The organism is Amycolatopsis sp. NPDC049868 (genome assembly GCF_044461365.1).
GTDB lineage: Bacteria > Actinomycetota > Actinomycetes > Mycobacteriales > Pseudonocardiaceae > Amycolatopsis.
In genome coordinates this window covers 661,088-677,984 of the sequence record NZ_JBITKV010000003.1, presented here as the reverse complement: position 1 = coordinate 677,984, position 16,897 = coordinate 661,088, and the positions used below count along the sequence as shown (strand labels likewise).

The following is a 16,897-nucleotide window of genomic DNA, read 5'->3' as shown; positions in this document are numbered from 1 at the left end:
TTGTTCTCTCGTGCCCGCTCAGCGGCGGCGCGACTTGCGGTCGTCCTTGATGTGGCCCTTGAAGGTCCGAGTCGGCGCGAATTCGCCCAACTTGTGACCCACCATCGCCTCGGTGACGAACACCGGGACGTGCTTGCGGCCGTCGTGCACCGCGATCGTGTGACCCAGGAAATCCGGGATGATCGTGGAGCGACGCGACCACGTCTTGATCACGGTCTTCTTGCCCGACTCGTTGAGAGCGTCCACCTTCTTGAGCAGGTGGTCGTCCACGAAGGGGCCCTTTTTGAGGCTACGTGGCATGTTCTTCTACCTCCCTGCTCAGCGCTTCTTGCCGGTACGCCGGCGGCGGACGATCATGGCGTCGGAAGCCTTGCGGCGGCGAGTGCGGCCTTCGGGCTTACCGTTCGGGTTCACCGGGTGGCGACCACCGGAGGTCTTACCCTCACCACCACCGTGCGGGTGGTCGACCGGGTTCATGACGACACCACGGACGGTGGGGCGCTTGCCGCGCCAGCGGTTACGGCCCGCCTTGCCCCAGTTGATGTTCGAGTGCTCGGAGTTGCCGACCTCGCCGATGGTGGCGCGGTTGCGCACGTCGACGTTGCGGATCTCGCCCGAGGGGAGACGAAGCTGGGCGTACGGCCCGTCCTTCGCCACCAGCTGCACCTTGGCACCGGCGGACCGCGCCATCTTCGCGCCGCCACCGGGGCGGAGCTCGATCGCGTGGATCACGGTGCCGACCGGGATGTTGCGCAGCGGCAGGTTGTTACCCGGCTTGATGTCGGCGCGGGGGCCGTTCTCAACCGTGTCACCCTGCTTGAGCTTCTCCGGGGCGATGATGTAGCGCTTCTCGCCGTCGGCGTAGTGCAGCAGCGCGATACGAGCGGACCGGTTGGGGTCGTACTCGATGTGCGCGACCTTGGCGGGAACGCCGTCCTTGTCGTTCCGGCGGAAGTCGATCAGCCGGTACGCGCGCTTGTGGCCGCCACCCTTGTGCCGGGTGGTGATCTTGCCGCTGGAGTTACGGCCGCCGGACTTGCTCAGCGGACGCAGCAGCGACTTCTCCGGGGTGGACCGAGTGATCTCGGCGAAGTCGGAGACGCTGGAACCGCGACGACCCGGGGTCGTCGGCTTGTACTTGCGGATGCCCATGTGTCAGCTCAGTCCTTTACGCGGTGGGTCCGCCGAAGATCTCGATCGGCTTGCTCTCAGCCGAAAGAGTCACGATGGCGCGCTTGGTGTCCTTGCGCTTGCCGAAGCCGGCGCGAGTCCGCTTACGCTTGCCCTGGCGGTTGGCCGTGTTGACGCTGACCACCTTGACGCCGAACACCTTCTCGACCGCGATCTTGATCTGGGTCTTGTTGGCGTCCGGGCGGACGATGAACGTGTACTTGTGGTCCTCGAGCAGCCCGTAGGACTTCTCGGAGATCACCGGCGCGAGCAAGATGTCGCGGGGATCGGGGATGGCGATCGCACTCACTGCTCGTCACTCCCTTCAACCTCGCTCGACCGAGCCGAAGCCTTCGCGCCCTTGCCCCGGACGGGGCCGGCGACGAACACGTCGTAAGCGGCCTTGGTGAACACCACGTCGTCGTTGACCAACACGTCGTAGGTGTTGAGCTGGTCGGGCGTGATGATGTGGACCTCGGCCAGGTTGCGCACGGAGTTCCAGCTCAGCTCGTCGTCGCGGTGCAGGACCACGAGAACGCGCTTCGCCTGGGTCACCGCGGCGATGGCGGCCTTGGCGGATTTGGTGGACGGCTTCTCGCCGGTCACCAGTTCGGTGATGACGTGCAGCTGTCCGGCACGGGCCCGGTCGGAGAGGGCGCCACGCAGGGCGGCGGCCTTCATCTTCTTCGGGGTCCGCTGGGTGTAGTCACGCGGCGTGGGGCCGTGGACGACGCCACCACCGGTGAACTGCGGCGCACGGGTCGAACCCTGGCGGGCGCGGCCGGTGCCCTTCTGGCGGTACGGCTTCTTGCCACCACCGCGGACTTCACCGCGGGTCTTGGTGTCATGCGTGCCCTGGCGAGCGGCGGCCAGCTGGGCCACCACGACCTGGTGCATGAGGGGCACGTTGGCCTGCACGTCGAAGATCTCCGAGGGGAGCTCGACCGTGCCGTCGGCTTTACCGGCCGGGGTCTTCAGCTCGACGCTGGTCATGTTCAGTTACCACCCTTCGCGGCGCTGCGAACGAACAGCAGGCCGCCCTTGGGACCGGGCACGGCGCCCTTGATCAGCAGCAGGCCGTCCTCGGCACGCACCGCGTGCACGGTCAGGTTCTGCGTGGTGACCCGGTCGTTGCCCATCCGGCCCGCCATGCGCAGGCCCTTGAAGACGCGGCCCGGGGTGGCGCAGCCACCGATCGAGCCGGGCTTGCGGTGCACGGCCTGGGCACCGTGGCTCGCGCCCTGGCCCTTGAAGCCGTGACGCTTCATGACACCGGCGTAACCCTTGCCCTTGCTGGTACCGGTCACGTCGACCTCGATACCGGCCTCGAACACCTCGGCGGTGATCTCCTGGCCGACCTCGTAGGTCTCGGCGTCGGTGGTACGCAGCTCCGCAAGGTAACGACGCGGGGTCACGCTCGCCTTGTCGAAGTGGCCGGTGCGCGGCTTGTTCACGCGACGCGGGTCGACCGCGCCGAAAGCCAGCTGCACGGCCTTGTAGCCGTCGTTCTCCTGGGTCCGAACCTGGGTGACCACGTTCGGCCCGGCCTGCACGACGGTCACCGGGACGACCCGGTTGTTCTCGTCGAAGACCTGGGTCATGCCGAGCTTGGTGCCCAGGATGCCCTTCACTTGCCTGTCAGACATGAGTCTCTTACTCTCCGCCGCTCGCCAGCCGCTGCTACTGGATGTTGACGTCGACGCTCGCCGGCAGGTCGATGCGCATGAGCGCGTCGACCGTCTTCGGCGTCGGGTCGAGGATGTCGATCAGACGCTTGTGCGTGCGCATCTCGAAGTGCTCGCGCGAGTCCTTGTACTTGTGCGGCGAGCGGATGACGCAGTAAACGTTCTTCTCGGTGGGCAGCGGCACCGGCCCGACAACACGGGCGCCGGTACGCGTGACCGTCTCGACGATCTTGCGTGCCGAGGTGTCGATCGCCTCGTGGTCGTAGGCCTTGAGCCGGATGCGGATCTTCTGTCCCGCCATGGTGGCTGCTCGTTCCTTGTCGTCTCGTGCCGCTTTTGTCTTTTCAAACCTCAGCCTGGCTGAGGTTTTCCCAGTTCAACGGCCCTGTCCCCGGTCCACGCGGTCGGGCGTGTCGTGCCCGACGCACAGACGGATCCCGCGGGATCTTCGTCTTGCCTGGTCTTCCTCAACGTGAGGAGGCATCGAGCCGGCGGAAAAGCTTGGATCGCCGTCTCAAACGCCCTTGCCCGCTAGCCTCACCCGAAGGAAGTGCTCCGCGGACCGTGGCCGCTCATACCAGGGCGGCCGGAACCTGTCTTCCGAAGAAGTACGAGTTCGGCCGCCCCAGGACGAGCAACCTGAATAGTGTCGCACACGTGATTTGACGCCCCTAACCCGGGGGTGTATTGCCCCCGGGCGGGGCGTCTAAATCACTTGATGATCTTGGTGACCTGGCCGGCGCCGACGGTCCGTCCACCCTCACGGATGGCGAAACGCAGGCCCTCGTCCATGGCGACCGGCTGGATCAGCACAACGCTGATGTCCGTGTTGTCGCCCGGCATGACCATCTCGACACCCTCCTTGAGGGTGACGACGCCGGTCACGTCCGTGGTACGGAAGTAGAACTGCGGGCGGTAGTTGTTGAAGAACGGGGTGTGACGGCCACCCTCGTCCTTCGACAGGATGTAGACCGAGCCCTCGAACTCCGTGTGCGGGGTGGTGGTGCCCGGCTTCACGACGACCTGGCCGCGCTCGACGTCCTCGCGCTTGATACCGCGGACCAGCAGACCGACGTTGTCGCCGGCCTCACCCTGGTCGAGCAGCTTGCGGAACATCTCGACACCGGTGACGGTGGTCTTGGTCGACTTCTCCTTGATGCCGACGATCTCGACCTCTTCGTTCACGTTGACGCGGCCGCGCTCGATGCGACCGGTCACGACCGTGCCACGGCCGGTGATGGTGAAGACGTCTTCGATCGGCATCAGGAACGGCTTGTCGAGCTCGCGCACCGGGTCCGGCACGTTCTCGTCGACGGCTTCCATCAGCTCGAGAACGCTCTCGCCCCACTTGGCGTCGCCCTCGAGGGCCTTCAGGCCGGAGACCTTGATGACCGGAGCGTCGTCACCCGGGAAGTCCTGGGAAGACAGCAGCTCGCGGACCTCGAGCTCGACGAGCTCCAGGATCTCCTCGTCGTCGACCATGTCGGCCTTGTTCAGCGCGACCACGATGTAGGGCACGCCGACCTGCTTCGCGAGCAGCACGTGCTCACGGGTCTGCGGCATCGGGCCGTCGGTCGCCGCGACCACGAGGATCGCGCCGTCCATCTGCGCCGCACCGGTGATCATGTTCTTGATGTAGTCCGCGTGACCCGGGGCGTCCACGTGGGCGTAGTGACGCTTCTCGGTCTGGTACTCGACGTGCGAGATGTTGATCGTGATACCGCGCTGCTTCTCTTCCGGCGCGTTGTCGATCTGGTCGAACGCCGAAGCGGTGTTCAGCTCGGGGTACTTGTCGTGCAGAACCTTGGTGATCGCCGCGGTCAGAGTGGTCTTACCGTGGTCGACGTGACCGATGGTCCCGATGTTGACGTGCGGCTTGGTCCGCTCGAATTTCGCCTTCGCCACTGGAATGTCCTCCTGGACTGTTTTGCTTACTCACCGGCCAACGTGGCTGTCGGACGGGGATTCGTTTCTTGACGGATGCTGCGGACGTTCAGGAGTGTTCCTTATGCCCGCGAGCGGACGGGAACTACTCCCCCGTCGCCTTCGCGATGATTTCCTTCGCGACGTTCGCGGGAACCTCGGCGTAGGAGTCGAACACCATGGAGTAGTTGGCACGTCCCTGCGTACGCGAACGCAGGTCGCCGACGTAACCGAACATCTCCGACAGCGGGACCAGTGCCTTGACGACACGGGTACCGGCGCGCTCCTCCATGGCCTGGATCTGGCCACGGCGGGAGTTGAGGTCGCCGATCACATCGCCCATGTAGTCCTCGGGCGTGGTGACCTCGACGGCCATCAGCGGCTCGAGGATGACCGGACCGGCCTTCTTCGCGGCTTCCTTCATCGCCATGGAACCGGCGATCTTGAAGGCCATTTCCGAAGAGTCGACCTCGTGGTACGCGCCGTCCAACAAGGTGAACTTCAACCCGACGAGCGGGTAGCCGGCCAGCACGCCGTACTGCATGGCGTCCTGCGCGCCCGCGTCGACCGACGGGATGTACTCCCGCGGCACGCGGCCACCGGTGACCTTGTTGTCGAACTCGTAGAGGGCACCGTCGGTGGACTCGAGCGGCTCGAGCTTGACGATGACCTTCGCGAACTGACCGGAACCACCGGTCTGCTTCTTGTGCACGTAGTCGAGCTTCTCGACCGTCTTGCGCACCGTCTCGCGGTAGGCGACCTGCGGCTTACCGATGTTCGCCTCGACCTTGTAGTCGGACTTCATGCGGTTGACCAGCACCTCGAGGTGCAGCTCGCCCATACCGGCGATGATCGTCTGGCCGGTGTCCTCGTCCAGGTTGACCTGGAACGTCGGGTCCTCTTCGGCCAGCTTCTGGATCGCCAGGGACAGCTTCTCCTGGTCGGCCTTGGTCTTCGGCTCGATCGCGACGCGGATGACCGGCGCCGGGAACGTCATCGACTCGAGGACGACCGGGTTCTGCGGGTCGGCGAGGGTGTCACCGGTGGTGGTGTCCTTCAGGCCGATGACCGCGTAGATGTGGCCGGCCTGGGCCTCGTCGACCGGGTTCTCCTTGTTGGAGTGCATCTGGAAGAGCTTCCCGATGCGCTCCTTGCGCTCCTTGGTCGCGTTGATCAGCTGCGCGCCGGAGGAGACCTTGCCCGAGTACACCCGGATGTAGGTCAGCTTGCCGAAGAACGGGTGCGCGGCGATCTTGAACGCCAGAGCGGAGAAGGGCTCCTCGGTCGACGGCTTGCGCGACACGACGGTCTCGCCGTCGGGCAGCGTGCCCTCGACGGCCGGGACGTCCAGCGGCGACGGAAGGTAGTCGATGACCGCGTCGAGCATGGGCTGGACGCCCTTGTTCTTGAACGCGGAACCGGTGAGCACCGGGTACGCCTCGCGGTTCACGGTGAGCTTCCGGATACCGGCCTTGATCTCGGCCTCGGTCAGCTCCTCGCCCTCAAGGAACTTCTCCATGAGCGCGTCGTCGGTCTCGGCGACACTCTCGACGAGCTTCTCGCGGTACTCGGCGGCCTTGTCGGCCAGCTCCGCGGGGATGTCCTCGACCGAGTAGTCCTCGCCCTTCTGGACCTCGCCGCGCCAGGTCAGCGCCTTCATGCGGACCAGGTCGATGACGCCTTCGAACTCGTTCTCGGCACCGATCGGCAGCTGGATGACCAGCGGACGGGCGCCGAGGCGCTCCTCGATGGTGCGGACGGTGAAGTAGAAGTCCGCGCCGAGCTTGTCCATCTTGTTGACGAAGCAGATACGAGGAACCTCGTACTTGTCCGCCTGACGCCAGACCTGCTCGGACTGCGGCTCGACACCTTCCTTGCCGTCGAAGACGGCGACGGCACCATCGAGCACCCGCAGCGAACGCTCCACCTCGACGGTGAAGTCGACGTGACCCGGGGTGTCGATGATGTTGATCTGGTGGTCGGCCCAGAAGGTGGTGGTGGCAGCCGAGGTGATGGTGATACCCCGCTTCTGCTCCTCCTCCATCCAGTCCATCGTCGCGGCGCCGTCGTGCACCTCGCCGATCTTGTAGTTGATCCCGGTGTAGAACAGGATCCGCTCGGTGGTGGTGGTCTTACCGGCGTCGATGTGGGCCATGATGCCGATGTTGCGGACCTTGTTCAGGTCGGTCAGCACTTCACGTGCCACGAGAGTGTTCCCCTGTCTCAAAATTGGGGCCCGGCAAGGCTTTGATCGGCAGCCGGGCGGTCATCACCAGCGGTAGTGCGCGAAGGCCTTGTTGGACTCGGCCATCTTGTGGGTGTCCTCACGCCGCTTCACGCTGGCGCCGAGGCCGTTGCTCGCGTCGAGCAGTTCGTTCTGCAGGCGCTCGATCATGGTCTTCTCGCGACGAGCCTGCGAGAAGGAGACCAGCCAACGCAGCGCGAGGGTGGTGGAGCGGCCCGGCTTGACCTCGATCGGCACCTGGTAGGTGGCACCACCGACGCGGCGGCTCTTCACCTCGATGGTGGGCTTCACGTTGTCGAGGGCGCGCTTCAGCGTGACGACCGGGTCGGTGCCGGTCTTCTCGCGAGCGCCTTCGAGAGCGCCGTAGACGATGCGCTCGGCCAGGGACCGCTTGCCGTCCTTCAGCACCTTGTTCACCAGCTGGGTGACCAGCGGGGATGCGTAGACGGGGTCAGAGATCAGCGGCCGCTTCGGGGCCGGACCCTTGCGGGGCATTAGCTCTTCTCCTTCTTCGCGCCGTACCGGCTGCGCGCCTGCTTACGGTTCTTGACACCCTGGGTGTCGAGCGAACCGCGGATGATCTTGTAGCGGACACCCGGCAGGTCCTTCACACGACCACCGCGCACGAGCACCATCGAGTGCTCCTGCAGGTTGTGGCCTTCACCGGGAATGTAGGCGGTGACCTCGATGCCGCTGGTCAGCTTCACACGAGCGACCTTGCGAAGCGCCGAGTTCGGCTTCTTGGGGGTTGTGGTGTACACGCGAGTGCACACGCCACGCCGCTGCGGGCTCCCCTTGAGGGCCGCGGTCTTCTGCTTGGCAGCCTTGTCCTGGCGGCCCTTACGGACCAGCTGCTGGATCGTGGGCAATGGACCAGCTTTCTGTTCGCGATCTTGCTACTACGTGTTGTCTCCGGCCCCCGCGGTCGGGCGTGTCGGCCCGCGTCACGGTCTTGCGACCGGTAACTTCCCGTAGGGATTTTCCGTCGGATCCCGCGTGGGCGAAGCCTTCGGACCGGATGCCTGAGCACCCCGTCCGTGCCGCACGGCACACGGGACGGCCCGACGCCTGCCGGGCACGGTCTCCAAAGATACCCGGCCACTTCCGGACCGGCCAAATCGGGGGGTCGATAACTATATCGTGCCGGGCGTCACGCCGCGGCCACCCTGATGGAACGGCGTTTCGGGCCGTCCTTATTCCTCTTCGGGCTTGGCGTGATCTGCCCGGCCCGGGTGCGGGTCACGGGAAAGATCGATCAACGGATGCACGGGAGCCCCCTCCGGCGCCGCGTGACTCCCCCGCCTGGGTTCCTCGGTGCTTTCCTGCTGCTCGGCGTCCACGACGCCCTCCCCTCGCTGGTACAGATTCCGTACTTGTGGATCACTGCTCGGCGAACCACGCTACCTATTCCCCTAACGGGTGAGCCGGATGGATCCGAGAAGCACCCCGTCGCGTCGAACCGGTGAATGAGTCACGATGAGACTGGTCACAGCGTCGGTTCGACCGGCGTACCGCAAGTATGGGGAGGCTCCATGTCCGCCGAGTTCGAGCAACTGGTCGCGCAATTCGACAAGTTCCAGTCCCAGCTCCAGAACGTCGACGATCGGCTCGCGAATGTCGGCGGGATGCAGGACGAGCTCAGCAGGATCGAGGCGACGGCGTCCTCTTCGGACCGTTCGGTGACCGTGGTCGCCGGGCCCGGCGGGGCGATCATGGACGTCAAATTCACCGAAGACGCCCTTCGCCAGCGGCCGGACGCGCTTTCCGCGGCGCTGATGTCGACCATCCAGCAGGCCGTGGCCGAATCGGCCCGCAAGCAGGCCACCATCGTCGAAGAACACATGGGCGACGACCTCAACCTGGTGGACCAGGTGCTGGAAACCCAGGCGGAGCTGTTCGGCACCACCGTCGAGGAGATGCGGGCGCGGATGGACGAGGAGTCGCCGTCGCGGCCGTCGGCCGAGCCGTCCGACGACTACTCCGAGCGTTCCGTCCTCAAGTCCGCCGACGAGCCGCAGCGACCGCAGCCTCCTCAGCCCCCGGCGCCGGGCGGCTCGGACGGCGACCGTTTCCTGAAGAACCTTTTCGACGACGACCACTGACCCCCGGCCCGGATCGCCTTTAGCGGGCTAAACGCGATCCGCGGCTCTGGGAACCGCGGGCGAGGCAGCCGGGTCCAAGGGGCCGATCACGACGAGCCGCATCGGAAGGTGCGCGAAGGGAGGGACCGCCGATGGCCGGAGGGCATGAGGTGGTGATCAGCGCTCTGCGCACCTACTCGGGCAAGCTCGGGCAGGACGTCCAGATCCCGAACGAGGTCGGACGGCTGGTGCAGCAGTCCGACGTCGGTGACGAATCCTGGGGGGTGGTCGGCCTGTTCGTGAAGCACGAGTACACGGCGACGCTCACCGACCTGCAGGATCTGCTGATCGAGATGTCCGCGGGACTGACCGCGGCTTCGGAGAAGCTCGGCAACGCCGCCACCGCCTACGAGCGGAACGAAGACGACAACGTCAAGGCGCTCAACGAAATCCTCAAGCTGCTGGAGCAGCCGGCGCAATCGAGGACACCGAAGATGGGGCCGGCCAAGTAGCGAGGGGGACTGATCGTGGCCGATCAGAAGATCACCGGCGAGCACACCAAGATCCAGATCAACGACTACAACCCGGACACCATCCGCACGGACAAGATGCTGACCTCGCTGCCCGGGCCGATCGGCAGTGGCTTCAGCACCTTCGACACCGTCAAGAAGGCGACCGCGGACGGGTTCCAGGCGAGCGACATCGGGACCATCGCGGCCAGCGGCGCCGGCTTCGTCAGCTCGTGCATGGGCGTGGCGGATATCGCCAGCGACCCGATCGGCTGGCTGGTCGGCCAGGGGCTCAGCTTCCTGATGAACGTGTGCCAGCCGATCCAGGACGCCATCCACATGGTGAGCGGCGACGGTCCGGCGTTGTCGAACGCCGCGGGCAACTTCAACAACATCGGTGTCTATCTGCAGAACTACAGCAAGAAGTTCGGCGAAGACGCGAAGACGTCGCTGTCCCAGTGGACCGGTGACGCGGCGAACGCGGCGGGCGAGAAGCTGGCGAAGTTCGCGCAGGGCATCGACGGGATCGCCGCGCAGGCGGGGGACATCGCCCAGCTGCTGCAGATCTCCAGCATGGTGATGACGGTGATCGAGGAGTTCATCAAGGCGATCCTCACCGAGTTCATCACCTGGCTGATCATGATCTGGATCCCGGCGCTGGCCGCGGCCGTCCCGACCTGTGGCGGTTCGACGGCGACGGCGGGCGGGCTGACGGCCACCCGCGCGGTCTCCACGACGTCGAAGGTGCAGAAGTTCCTGAACAAGCTCCGCCAGCTGCTCGACAAGATCAAGCAGTTCCTGGGCAAGCTCAAGGAGTTCTTCGGCAAGTGGAAGGGCAACTACAAGGAGCTGATGGCCCACAACAGGTCCACCGCGCAGCTGGCGGCCGGGCCGGGCGCGTCCGCGTGGGGCAAGTTCGCCTCGAAGGACGGCGCGATGGGCGGCAGGCTCGCGGACGGTTTCGGTGAGCGGATGACGTCGGCCACGAAGAAGGCCGCGCTGAACACCGTCGGGCTCGGCAAGGCCACGAATCCGGACGGTAGCTGGAAGACGCCGGAGACGGGCCGCGAGAAGGGTGAGGTCGCGGCGGGTGTCTTGGGGAAGGCCGGCACGTACACGTCGGGCGGGATCAAGGCGGGCCAGTACGGTTCCGTGGGTGACGACGAACAGACACCCGAGGAAGCCTCCGACAATCTGGACTTCTGAGCCGTGACCGCGTGGATCATCGCCATCGTTTCGGTGGCGTTGCCGATCGTGCTCGCCGTCTGGTGGATCCTCGCCGGGGCGGCGAAGAAACGCGGGCTGGCCACGTTGGCGCGGGAGCGGGGCTGGGACTTCTACAGCGGTGCCCGGCTCGGGCACGGCGCCGCGGGCGGGCGGCACGAGCAGCCCTCGACGGGCCGGGCACCCGCCCCGTTGCGGCGGGCCGGCGAGTCGATCGACCAGGCGGTGGTCGGCACGCACCGAGGGAAGCCGTTCGGTGTCTACCGGTATCACCGGCCGGGTGCCGGGTTCCGCCAGGACGGCACCCGCGAGTCCGGTTCGCTGCGGACGGTCGTGCACGTCGAGGTCGGCGCCGAAATGCCGGACTGCACACTCTCGATCAGCGGCTCCGAAGTGGACTGTTCGAATCCCGCGTTCGTCCTGCGTCCCGAGGTCCGCGACTGGCTGACGGGGAACGCGGGCAGGTGCCGCGAGTTCCATACGTCCGGGCGGACGGTGGCGGTGGTCCCGAAGACCCTGCCGAGCGGGAAGCAGCTGCTGCGCACCTTGGACTACCTGGCCGACGTCGCCGACCGGGCCCCGCTCACCACCACCCCGCCGGATCGCGTTTAGCGGGCTAAACGCGATCCGGGACTTCCAGGGACTTCGCGAAGAAGTGGTGGGCGAAGGGTTCGTTGTTGAAGGGCTCGACCTCGTCGTAGCCGAGGCGCGCGTACAGGGCCCTCGCCTCGACCAGGTCGCGACGGGTGTCGAGACGGATCAACGAGGCACCGAGGCCGCGGGCGACGTCTTCGGCGGCGGCCACGAGCAGCGCGGCACCGCCGTTGCCGCGCTCGGACTTCCGCAGGAAGACGCGGGTGAGCTCGGTGATCTCGGGCGAGGCGACCCGCAGCCCGGCGCAACCGGCGAGTACCCCGTCGCGCCGCGCGAGGAGGAAGGCGCCGGTCGGCGGGGCCAGATCACGGCTGTGGTGCTCCAGGAGCAAGCCGTCGAGCTCCTCTTCGGTGACCTGACGCTCGTAGAAGCGGGACGCGATTTCGTCCAGGTACTCGCGCAGCAGCTGGGCGGCGTCCGGGTGATCGACGGGCGTGACTTCGAAGCTCCAGGTCATGGCTACATTCTGCCTACCCTGGCCACCGGTTTTCCCCGCCCGCCGGATCGCGATTAGGGGGCTAAACGCAGGTCAGGAGGGGGCCAGGCGGCCGGCGCAGGTCGCGACCTCGCCGGGGGCGGACTTCTCCGAGGTGACCACGGCGCCGCCCACGGCCACCCGGCATTCGACGGCCCCCTCGCCCTGCCCCATCAGCTGGACGGTCGGCGGGGTGCCGGTGTTCTTCCACGTGAGCTCCTTGCGCCACGGCAGCGTCACCTGCAGCTCCTGGTGCACGAGCCCCAGCCCGTTGGAGTCGTAGACCACGGTCGCGGTCCCCGTCCCGGCGAGCTCGTAGGCGATCCGCCAGTCGTTCGACACCGGCTGCGGCTGTGCCTGGCTGAGCGTCCGCGTGATCGTGCGGTCCGGTCCCCGCGACGGCGCGGTCTCGGCCGGTTCGCCGACCACGGCCACGGTCTCGGGCTCCGGTTCCTCACCGCCGTTGAGCAGCACCACACAGGTCGCGAGCGCGGCCACCACGATCCCCGCGATGGCGATGCGCCCGATCAGTTGTCTGTCGGCCATCGGTCCTCCTCGCCGAAAGCGGCGGCGCGGCCCGTGAGCCGCGCCGCCGCGGAAGTCAGGACGGCAGCAGCCGGCCGGGGACGCCGTTGAGCGACTGGATCAGCCCCAGCACCGGGACGCCGAGCGGCGCGAACGTCCAGATGTTGTTGAGGTCGCTGGTGTCGGGTTCGTCGACGACCACGACATCGTTCGGAGCGTCCTGCGCGGCGAGCGCGGGAGCGGCCGATCCGAGCACGACGAGACCGGCGAGCGCGGCGCCGGTGACCGCGCGGACGAAGGTCTTCTTCATGAGATTCTCCTTTGCTGGTAACGGTTTTACGAAATGGGCGTGATGATCCCGTAAATCGGGGCGAGGACGTCGGTCGGCACGGGGACGGTCGGCCCGAGCAGGCCGCCGAGGTCCAGCCCCGGGATCAGCCAGACCGCAGGGTTGCCGCCACCGGTGGGCAGACCCGGCAGCGGGTCGGCCGAGGCGACGCCGCCGGCGAGTCCGGACAGCGCGCCCGCGACGGCGAGCGGCAGCAGCACACGGGCCGCGATTCGCTTCATTTCTTCTCCCATTCTTTCGTTGAAATCGAACTTCACCGCAGTACCGAGCTGACCGGCACAATCGTGCCGTCGGGGATCCATTGCCCCGCGTAGTTCCGGTCGGCGATCATCCCGACGGCGTGCGGTTCGCCCGGGTACATCGGCATGGCGTTGACCTGTGCCGCCGCGAAGATCTGGACGTCGCCGTTGATCGACCTCCACTGGTCGCCCAGCCAGCTCCGGAAGCCGCCGAGCGTGGGACTCTCGCCGCCGAAGGCATTGCCCGCGGCGACGGCGAAGCTGACGGCGACCTGCTCGCGCGGATCGAACCTCAGCGGTATCGAGGAGCTCGCGACGGAGTTGACGATCGGCCCGTTCAGCAGCCAGGGCGCCAGGTACAGGCCGTACTGGTGGGTCGGCTTGAGCTGCTGGGACTCGGCCGCGCGGGTCATCGCCGTGTAGCCGCCCGCCCAGCCGGACACGACGAGCAGCGCGGTGTTCGGCCCCGCCTCGGCCTGCACCGGCAGGCCGAGGCGCGCGGCGGTCTCGCGGACCAGCTTCGCGGCGGCCACGCTGCGCGGTGACGCGTCCTCGACGAGGGTGAGCGCGGAAGGCTTGCGCCCGGCGAGGAATTCGACGAGTTTGACGAGAGAACCGCTGTCCTCGCTCGAAAGCGCGTCCGCGGGGCAAGACGTGAGGACTTCCCGGCGGTCGGCGATCAGGCCGCCCAGCGCGGCCGAAGCACATTCGGGCGCGTCCGCGTCCTCGATGGCGAGGCCCGGCTCCTCCCCCGCGTCGACCTCGATCGACGTCTTCTCCTCGCCCCGGCTGATGATCAGGTCGCTGCGCCCCTTCGGCAGATCGACCTCGGCCCAGGTGCCCTCGACGCCGGGGCGCACGATGGCCTTGCCGATCAGGCCGCCTTCGAGTCCGGCGGACAGGTCTTCTCCCGCGCTCGCGGGGAAATGGACGAGGTTCTTGCCGGGCCGCTGCGGGCTCACCAGCACAGGGAACCGTTGCTCACCGAGGGAGGCATCGGCGAGCAACGCGACACCGGGAGCCGGCAGCTCGGGCGGTTCGGGAATGGCCGCGAGGGCGCTCCAGGCGACGAATCCGACGGCCACGGCTGCCGCGCCGAACCGATAGGGACGCGTGGATTCCTTGTCCGAGAAGAAGAAGCCCGCGATGACGGTGGCGACGATCGGCAGCAGCGCGGTCACCAGCAACGTGAGCCCGAAGAGCGTGCCGTAGACCCGGCGGTCGAAACCCAGACCGGAGGAGAACAGCTGGACCGCGCCCGCGACGACGAGAAGTCCGCCCAGTGTCAGGGAAAGCGGGCCGAGCCGGAAGTTCGTTTGGCGCCACTGCGCGGCAGGCACCCAGACGGAAAGGACGGTGACGCCGAACCACAAGGCCGCGGCCGCGACGTAGACGGTGTCGATGGCGAATTCGACGCCTGTCCGCCCGAGCGAGGTTTCGAGCACCACCAACGCGGCGAGCGCGAGCGAGGCCCAGCGGCCTGCGGACGGCCGGCGGATCAGGACGGGAATCGCCAGTGCCAGGCCGAGATGCACGATCAACGCGATGACGTTGACGTCGGTCGCGAAGGCGGAAACCGCGGCGAGCACGGCGGAAATCCCGCCGAGGGCGGCGATGGTGAGACGAAGACGTCTGGGCAGTTCACCCACCAGCGGGCGGAGGATCCCTGTGCCCGCGAGGAAAGCGGTCGCCAGCAGAAGTCCGAGCCGGAGCAGGACGAGGGCGATGTCGGCGCCGGCCGAACCCGAGCTCGCCGGTATGACGTGGTGATCCATGGGGACCTTCTCCGAGCAGATCGGCGGAGCCGTGGGTGGCGGAGTGTGCCCGCCACCCACGACCTTCCGCGCCGAGCAGGGTTATTTGAGATCCGCGTCCGCCACGACGAACAGTTCGGAGTGCGGTTTGGCGTTGCCGAAGGACCCGTGCGGCCAGGTCTTCCGGTTGAAGTTGATCCCGACCTGTCCGGTGAATTCGTCCCGGAAGTTCCGGTCGACCGCGATCTTCCCGTCCTCGCCGAGGTTCAGCAGGTTGACCTTGTGGTCACCGTCCAAACCGGACCGTGCGACGAAGTAGTTCGACACCGCAAGGTGCTGCGGTTTGTCGGTTTCGTGGTAGTACCCGTCGTCACCAAGCACGAAGTTGTCGTACGCGCCCCAGTGCGGGCCGCCGCCGGGCGTGCCCGGGTTGATCGGCGCCGCGCCGACGACGGTCGGCAGGTCGCCGCCACCGCCCTGCTGGGACTTCTCCTTCGTGTCGATCCGGCCCTTGATGTTCTCGACCTTGTCGCCGGCGGCGAGCAGCTTCTGGATGTCGAGGACGTACACGCCACCGGTGGTGCCGGGGTCGTCCGGGCCGAGCGCGCCCTTGGACCGTCCGGTGATCGCGCGGTAGAGGTACTTGTCGTCGGGGCTGGTCTGGATCCAGCCGCCGTTCGACCCGCCACCGTTGGAGTCGTTGTTCGGGTGGATCGCCTTGTTCGCCGCGCCGTCGTCGAACACCTGGATCCAGTGCGGCTCCTTGGCGGTGATGTCCGGCGTGTAGAAGACCGCGCCGCCCTGCATGGTCTGGGCGAACGCGCCCTTGTGGCCGGGCAGGTTGGTCACCGTGGTCTCCATGACCGCGCGGCTTTCGGCGTGCAGCGGGTCCGCGGGATCGGCCCTCGGGCCGTCCGGCAGGTACGAGACCGCCTTGAGCTTCGGCTTGTTGCGGTCGGAGATGTCCCAGGTGCGGACGGTCGGCCGCCGCAGATACGGCGACGGCTGCTTCACCGGGTCGAGGATGATGTTCCGCGGCTCGGCGTAGTCACTGGTGACCAGCGTGTTGAGGTCCTCGCGGGCCTGGATGCCGTGCGGATTGGCGCAGGTGGGTTTGTCCAGCTGCGGGAGGTTGTCGCACAGCTTCTTGTTGTCGCCCTGCGGTGTGGCGGCAGGGGACTCCGAAAGCACCTGCGCGTTCTGGTCGAAGCGGACGACCTCGCCGGGGCTGCCGGCGAAACCGTTGCCCACCACGGTGGAACCGTTGGCGTAGGTGTGCGGGCCGGGAACGACCGGGCCGCCCATGTACGTGCCGTACGCCGTGCCGTCCTTGAGCACCCAGTACGCGTCCGGCACGGAACCGCCGAGGGTCTGGGTCGGAAGGCTGACACCCTTGAGCTTCAGCTGCGGCAACGCGGAGACGTCGAAGGCGTACGTCGCGGCGGCGAACAGCGCACCGGCGTAGATGGTGTCGCCCTTGTGCCACACGTACTGCATGTGGTGCGGCTCGTTCTCGACGAGCGGACCGACGGTGGCGGTGTTGACGACCTTGCCGTAGGTCGGCGAACCCTGCGTCGCGTCGATCACGGCGAGGAAGTCCGGACCGGGCAACGCGTTCTTGATCTTGTTCAGGCCGCCGCCGAGCGAACCGGGCAGGTTCTTGATGTCCTTGACCAGGGTGTCGGCGATGTTCTCGTCACCGGCCCAGACCAGCAGCCACTTCTTGCGCTTGCCGTCCGCGCTCCGGGACGCCGCGACGTCCTTGGACACCAGATGGTTCTGGACCCAGTACTCCTTGCCGTCGGCGGCCTTCTTCGCATCCTTGACGACCTGGACGTCGGCGTAGGCACTCGTCGAAGAGCCGGTATAGGTCACCGTGCCCGCGGCGAGTGCCGCCGCCAAGGCGCCTATCACCACTTTTCGCCACTTGGGCGAGTTGGATAGCATTCTTTCTCCCTGTTTTCGCTACCGAAGCGCCAGACAATCGGCACACCTCTCCCCTATTTCGCGCAGACGTCACCGCACGGATCGAAGGGGAAAGCAATCAACCGCCGGTTCGCACAG

General features: G+C 67.0%; 20 protein-coding genes. 4 read left to right on the top strand and 16 right to left on the bottom strand.

All coding sequences use genetic code 11. The features are described from left to right. Positions 1 to 18: 18 nt before the first annotated feature. The 10 genes from rpsS to rpsL all read right to left on the bottom strand — a co-directional run bounded on the left by rpsS (position 19) and on the right by rpsL (position 7,892). Positions 19 to 300, bottom strand: a complete 282-nt coding sequence (gene rpsS / locus ACIBTM_RS16770; protein ID WP_003102083.1) for a 30S ribosomal protein S19 — start codon at positions 298 to 300, stop codon at positions 19 to 21. Positions 301 to 318: 18 nt separating this feature from the next. After that, positions 319 to 1,152: a 50S ribosomal protein L2 gene (gene rplB / locus ACIBTM_RS16765; protein ID WP_005166779.1), complete on the bottom strand. Its 834-nt coding sequence runs from the start codon at positions 1,150 to 1,152 to the stop codon at positions 319 to 321. 16 nt (positions 1,153 to 1,168) lie between these two features. Then, positions 1,169 to 1,480 (bottom strand): 50S ribosomal protein L23, encoded by a 312-nt coding sequence (rplW, locus tag ACIBTM_RS16760; protein WP_005166778.1) that lies wholly within the window; start codon positions 1,478 to 1,480, stop codon positions 1,169 to 1,171. Continuing rightward, positions 1,477 to 2,163 carry a 50S ribosomal protein L4 gene (gene rplD / locus ACIBTM_RS16755; protein ID WP_016331090.1) on the bottom strand — a complete coding sequence of 229 codons (687 nt, stop codon included), beginning with the start codon at positions 2,161 to 2,163 and terminating at the stop codon, positions 1,477 to 1,479. The genes rplW and rplD overlap by 4 nt, the downstream gene beginning before the upstream one ends. A 2-nt stretch (positions 2,164 to 2,165) precedes the next feature. Then, on the bottom strand, positions 2,166 to 2,816 hold the full coding sequence (gene rplC / locus ACIBTM_RS16750; RefSeq protein WP_007031036.1) for a 50S ribosomal protein L3: 651 nt from the start codon (positions 2,814 to 2,816) through the stop codon (positions 2,166 to 2,168). 34 nt (positions 2,817 to 2,850) lie between these two features. After that, entirely contained in the window at positions 2,851 to 3,156 is a 306-nt protein-coding gene (rpsJ, locus tag ACIBTM_RS16745; RefSeq protein WP_003102098.1) for a 30S ribosomal protein S10, read from the bottom strand. A 410-nt stretch (positions 3,157 to 3,566) separates the two neighbouring features. After that, positions 3,567 to 4,760, bottom strand: coding sequence for an elongation factor Tu (tuf, locus tag ACIBTM_RS16740; protein WP_007031035.1), 1,194 nt, complete (start codon positions 4,758 to 4,760; stop codon positions 3,567 to 3,569). 124 nt (positions 4,761 to 4,884) lie between these two features. Further along, positions 4,885 to 6,984 carry an elongation factor G gene (gene fusA / locus ACIBTM_RS16735; protein ID WP_395877513.1) on the bottom strand — a complete coding sequence of 700 codons (2,100 nt, stop codon included), beginning with the start codon at positions 6,982 to 6,984 and terminating at the stop codon, positions 4,885 to 4,887. 63 nt (positions 6,985 to 7,047) lie between these two features. After that, positions 7,048 to 7,518 (bottom strand): 30S ribosomal protein S7, encoded by a 471-nt coding sequence (gene rpsG, locus ACIBTM_RS16730; protein ID WP_007031033.1) that lies wholly within the window; start codon positions 7,516 to 7,518, stop codon positions 7,048 to 7,050. Further along, complete coding sequence (rpsL, locus tag ACIBTM_RS16725; RefSeq protein ID WP_003102113.1) at positions 7,518 to 7,892, bottom strand: 30S ribosomal protein S12; 375 nt, start codon at positions 7,890 to 7,892, stop codon at positions 7,518 to 7,520. Before rpsL ends, rpsG begins: the two co-directional genes overlap by 1 nt. A 663-nt stretch (positions 7,893 to 8,555) precedes the next feature. On the opposite strand from rpsL, the gene ACIBTM_RS16720 reads away from it, so the two are divergent. The 4 genes from ACIBTM_RS16720 (at position 8,556) to ACIBTM_RS16705 (ending at position 11,449) form a co-directional block, all read left to right on the top strand. Continuing rightward, positions 8,556 to 9,125: a YbaB/EbfC family nucleoid-associated protein gene (locus ACIBTM_RS16720; protein WP_395877511.1), complete on the top strand. Its 570-nt coding sequence runs from the start codon at positions 8,556 to 8,558 to the stop codon at positions 9,123 to 9,125. A 131-nt stretch (positions 9,126 to 9,256) separates the two neighbouring features. Then, entirely contained in the window at positions 9,257 to 9,616 is a 360-nt protein-coding gene (locus ACIBTM_RS16715; RefSeq protein WP_395877509.1) for a hypothetical protein, read from the top strand. A gap of 15 nt (positions 9,617 to 9,631) precedes the next feature. After that, entirely contained in the window at positions 9,632 to 10,819 is a 1,188-nt protein-coding gene (locus ACIBTM_RS16710) for a hypothetical protein (protein ID WP_395877507.1), read from the top strand. A 3-nt stretch (positions 10,820 to 10,822) separates the two neighbouring features. Then, on the top strand, positions 10,823 to 11,449 hold the full coding sequence (locus ACIBTM_RS16705; protein WP_395877505.1) for a hypothetical protein: 627 nt from the start codon (positions 10,823 to 10,825) through the stop codon (positions 11,447 to 11,449). 4 nt (positions 11,450 to 11,453) lie between these two features. On the opposite strand, the gene ACIBTM_RS16700 is transcribed toward ACIBTM_RS16705, so the two are convergent. The 6 genes from ACIBTM_RS16700 to ACIBTM_RS16675 form a co-directional block, all read right to left on the bottom strand. Beyond that, positions 11,454 to 11,948, bottom strand: coding sequence for a GNAT family N-acetyltransferase (locus tag ACIBTM_RS16700; RefSeq protein WP_395877503.1), 495 nt, complete (start codon positions 11,946 to 11,948; stop codon positions 11,454 to 11,456). Between the two features lie 72 nt (positions 11,949 to 12,020). Then, positions 12,021 to 12,512: a hypothetical protein gene (locus tag ACIBTM_RS16695; protein ID WP_395877501.1), complete on the bottom strand. Its 492-nt coding sequence runs from the start codon at positions 12,510 to 12,512 to the stop codon at positions 12,021 to 12,023. A 55-nt stretch (positions 12,513 to 12,567) separates the two neighbouring features. Next, positions 12,568 to 12,801 carry a hypothetical protein gene (locus ACIBTM_RS16690; RefSeq protein ID WP_016331079.1) on the bottom strand — a complete coding sequence of 78 codons (234 nt, stop codon included), beginning with the start codon at positions 12,799 to 12,801 and terminating at the stop codon, positions 12,568 to 12,570. A gap of 26 nt (positions 12,802 to 12,827) precedes the next feature. Then, positions 12,828 to 13,061, bottom strand: a complete 234-nt coding sequence (locus ACIBTM_RS16685; protein WP_016331078.1) for a hypothetical protein — start codon at positions 13,059 to 13,061, stop codon at positions 12,828 to 12,830. A 32-nt stretch (positions 13,062 to 13,093) separates the two neighbouring features. Then, positions 13,094 to 14,854, bottom strand: a complete 1,761-nt coding sequence (locus tag ACIBTM_RS16680) for a hypothetical protein (RefSeq protein WP_395877499.1) — start codon at positions 14,852 to 14,854, stop codon at positions 13,094 to 13,096. Positions 14,855 to 14,935: 81 nt separating this feature from the next. Continuing rightward, positions 14,936 to 16,780: a hypothetical protein gene (locus tag ACIBTM_RS16675; RefSeq protein ID WP_395877496.1), complete on the bottom strand. Its 1,845-nt coding sequence runs from the start codon at positions 16,778 to 16,780 to the stop codon at positions 14,936 to 14,938. Positions 16,781 to 16,897 lie beyond the last annotated feature (117 nt).

Coding starts and splice junctions, on each gene's coding strand:
- rplC (WP_007031036.1), bottom strand. CDS start 2,816: ATGTCTGACAGGCAAGTGAAGGGCATCCTGGGCACCAAGCTCGGCATG.
- ACIBTM_RS16675 (WP_395877496.1), bottom strand. CDS start 16,780: ATGCTATCCAACTCGCCCAAGTGGCGAAAAGTGGTGATAGGCGCCTTG.
- ACIBTM_RS16700 (WP_395877503.1), bottom strand. CDS start 11,948: ATGACCTGGAGCTTCGAAGTCACGCCCGTCGATCACCCGGACGCCGCC.
- ACIBTM_RS16680 (WP_395877499.1), bottom strand. CDS start 14,854: ATGGATCACCACGTCATACCGGCGAGCTCGGGTTCGGCCGGCGCCGAC.
- rpsJ (WP_003102098.1), bottom strand. CDS start 3,156: ATGGCGGGACAGAAGATCCGCATCCGGCTCAAGGCCTACGACCACGAG.
- ACIBTM_RS16685 (WP_016331078.1), bottom strand. CDS start 13,061: ATGAAGCGAATCGCGGCCCGTGTGCTGCTGCCGCTCGCCGTCGCGGGC.
- rpsG (WP_007031033.1), bottom strand. CDS start 7,518: ATGCCCCGCAAGGGTCCGGCCCCGAAGCGGCCGCTGATCTCTGACCCC.
- ACIBTM_RS16695 (WP_395877501.1), bottom strand. CDS start 12,512: ATGGCCGACAGACAACTGATCGGGCGCATCGCCATCGCGGGGATCGTG.
- rplB (WP_005166779.1), bottom strand. CDS start 1,152: ATGGGCATCCGCAAGTACAAGCCGACGACCCCGGGTCGTCGCGGTTCC.
- rplD (WP_016331090.1), bottom strand. CDS start 2,163: ATGACCAGCGTCGAGCTGAAGACCCCGGCCGGTAAAGCCGACGGCACG.
- ACIBTM_RS16715 (WP_395877509.1), top strand. CDS start 9,257: ATGGCCGGAGGGCATGAGGTGGTGATCAGCGCTCTGCGCACCTACTCG.
- ACIBTM_RS16720 (WP_395877511.1), top strand. CDS start 8,556: ATGTCCGCCGAGTTCGAGCAACTGGTCGCGCAATTCGACAAGTTCCAG.
- rpsS (WP_003102083.1), bottom strand. CDS start 300: ATGCCACGTAGCCTCAAAAAGGGCCCCTTCGTGGACGACCACCTGCTC.
- ACIBTM_RS16690 (WP_016331079.1), bottom strand. CDS start 12,801: ATGAAGAAGACCTTCGTCCGCGCGGTCACCGGCGCCGCGCTCGCCGGT.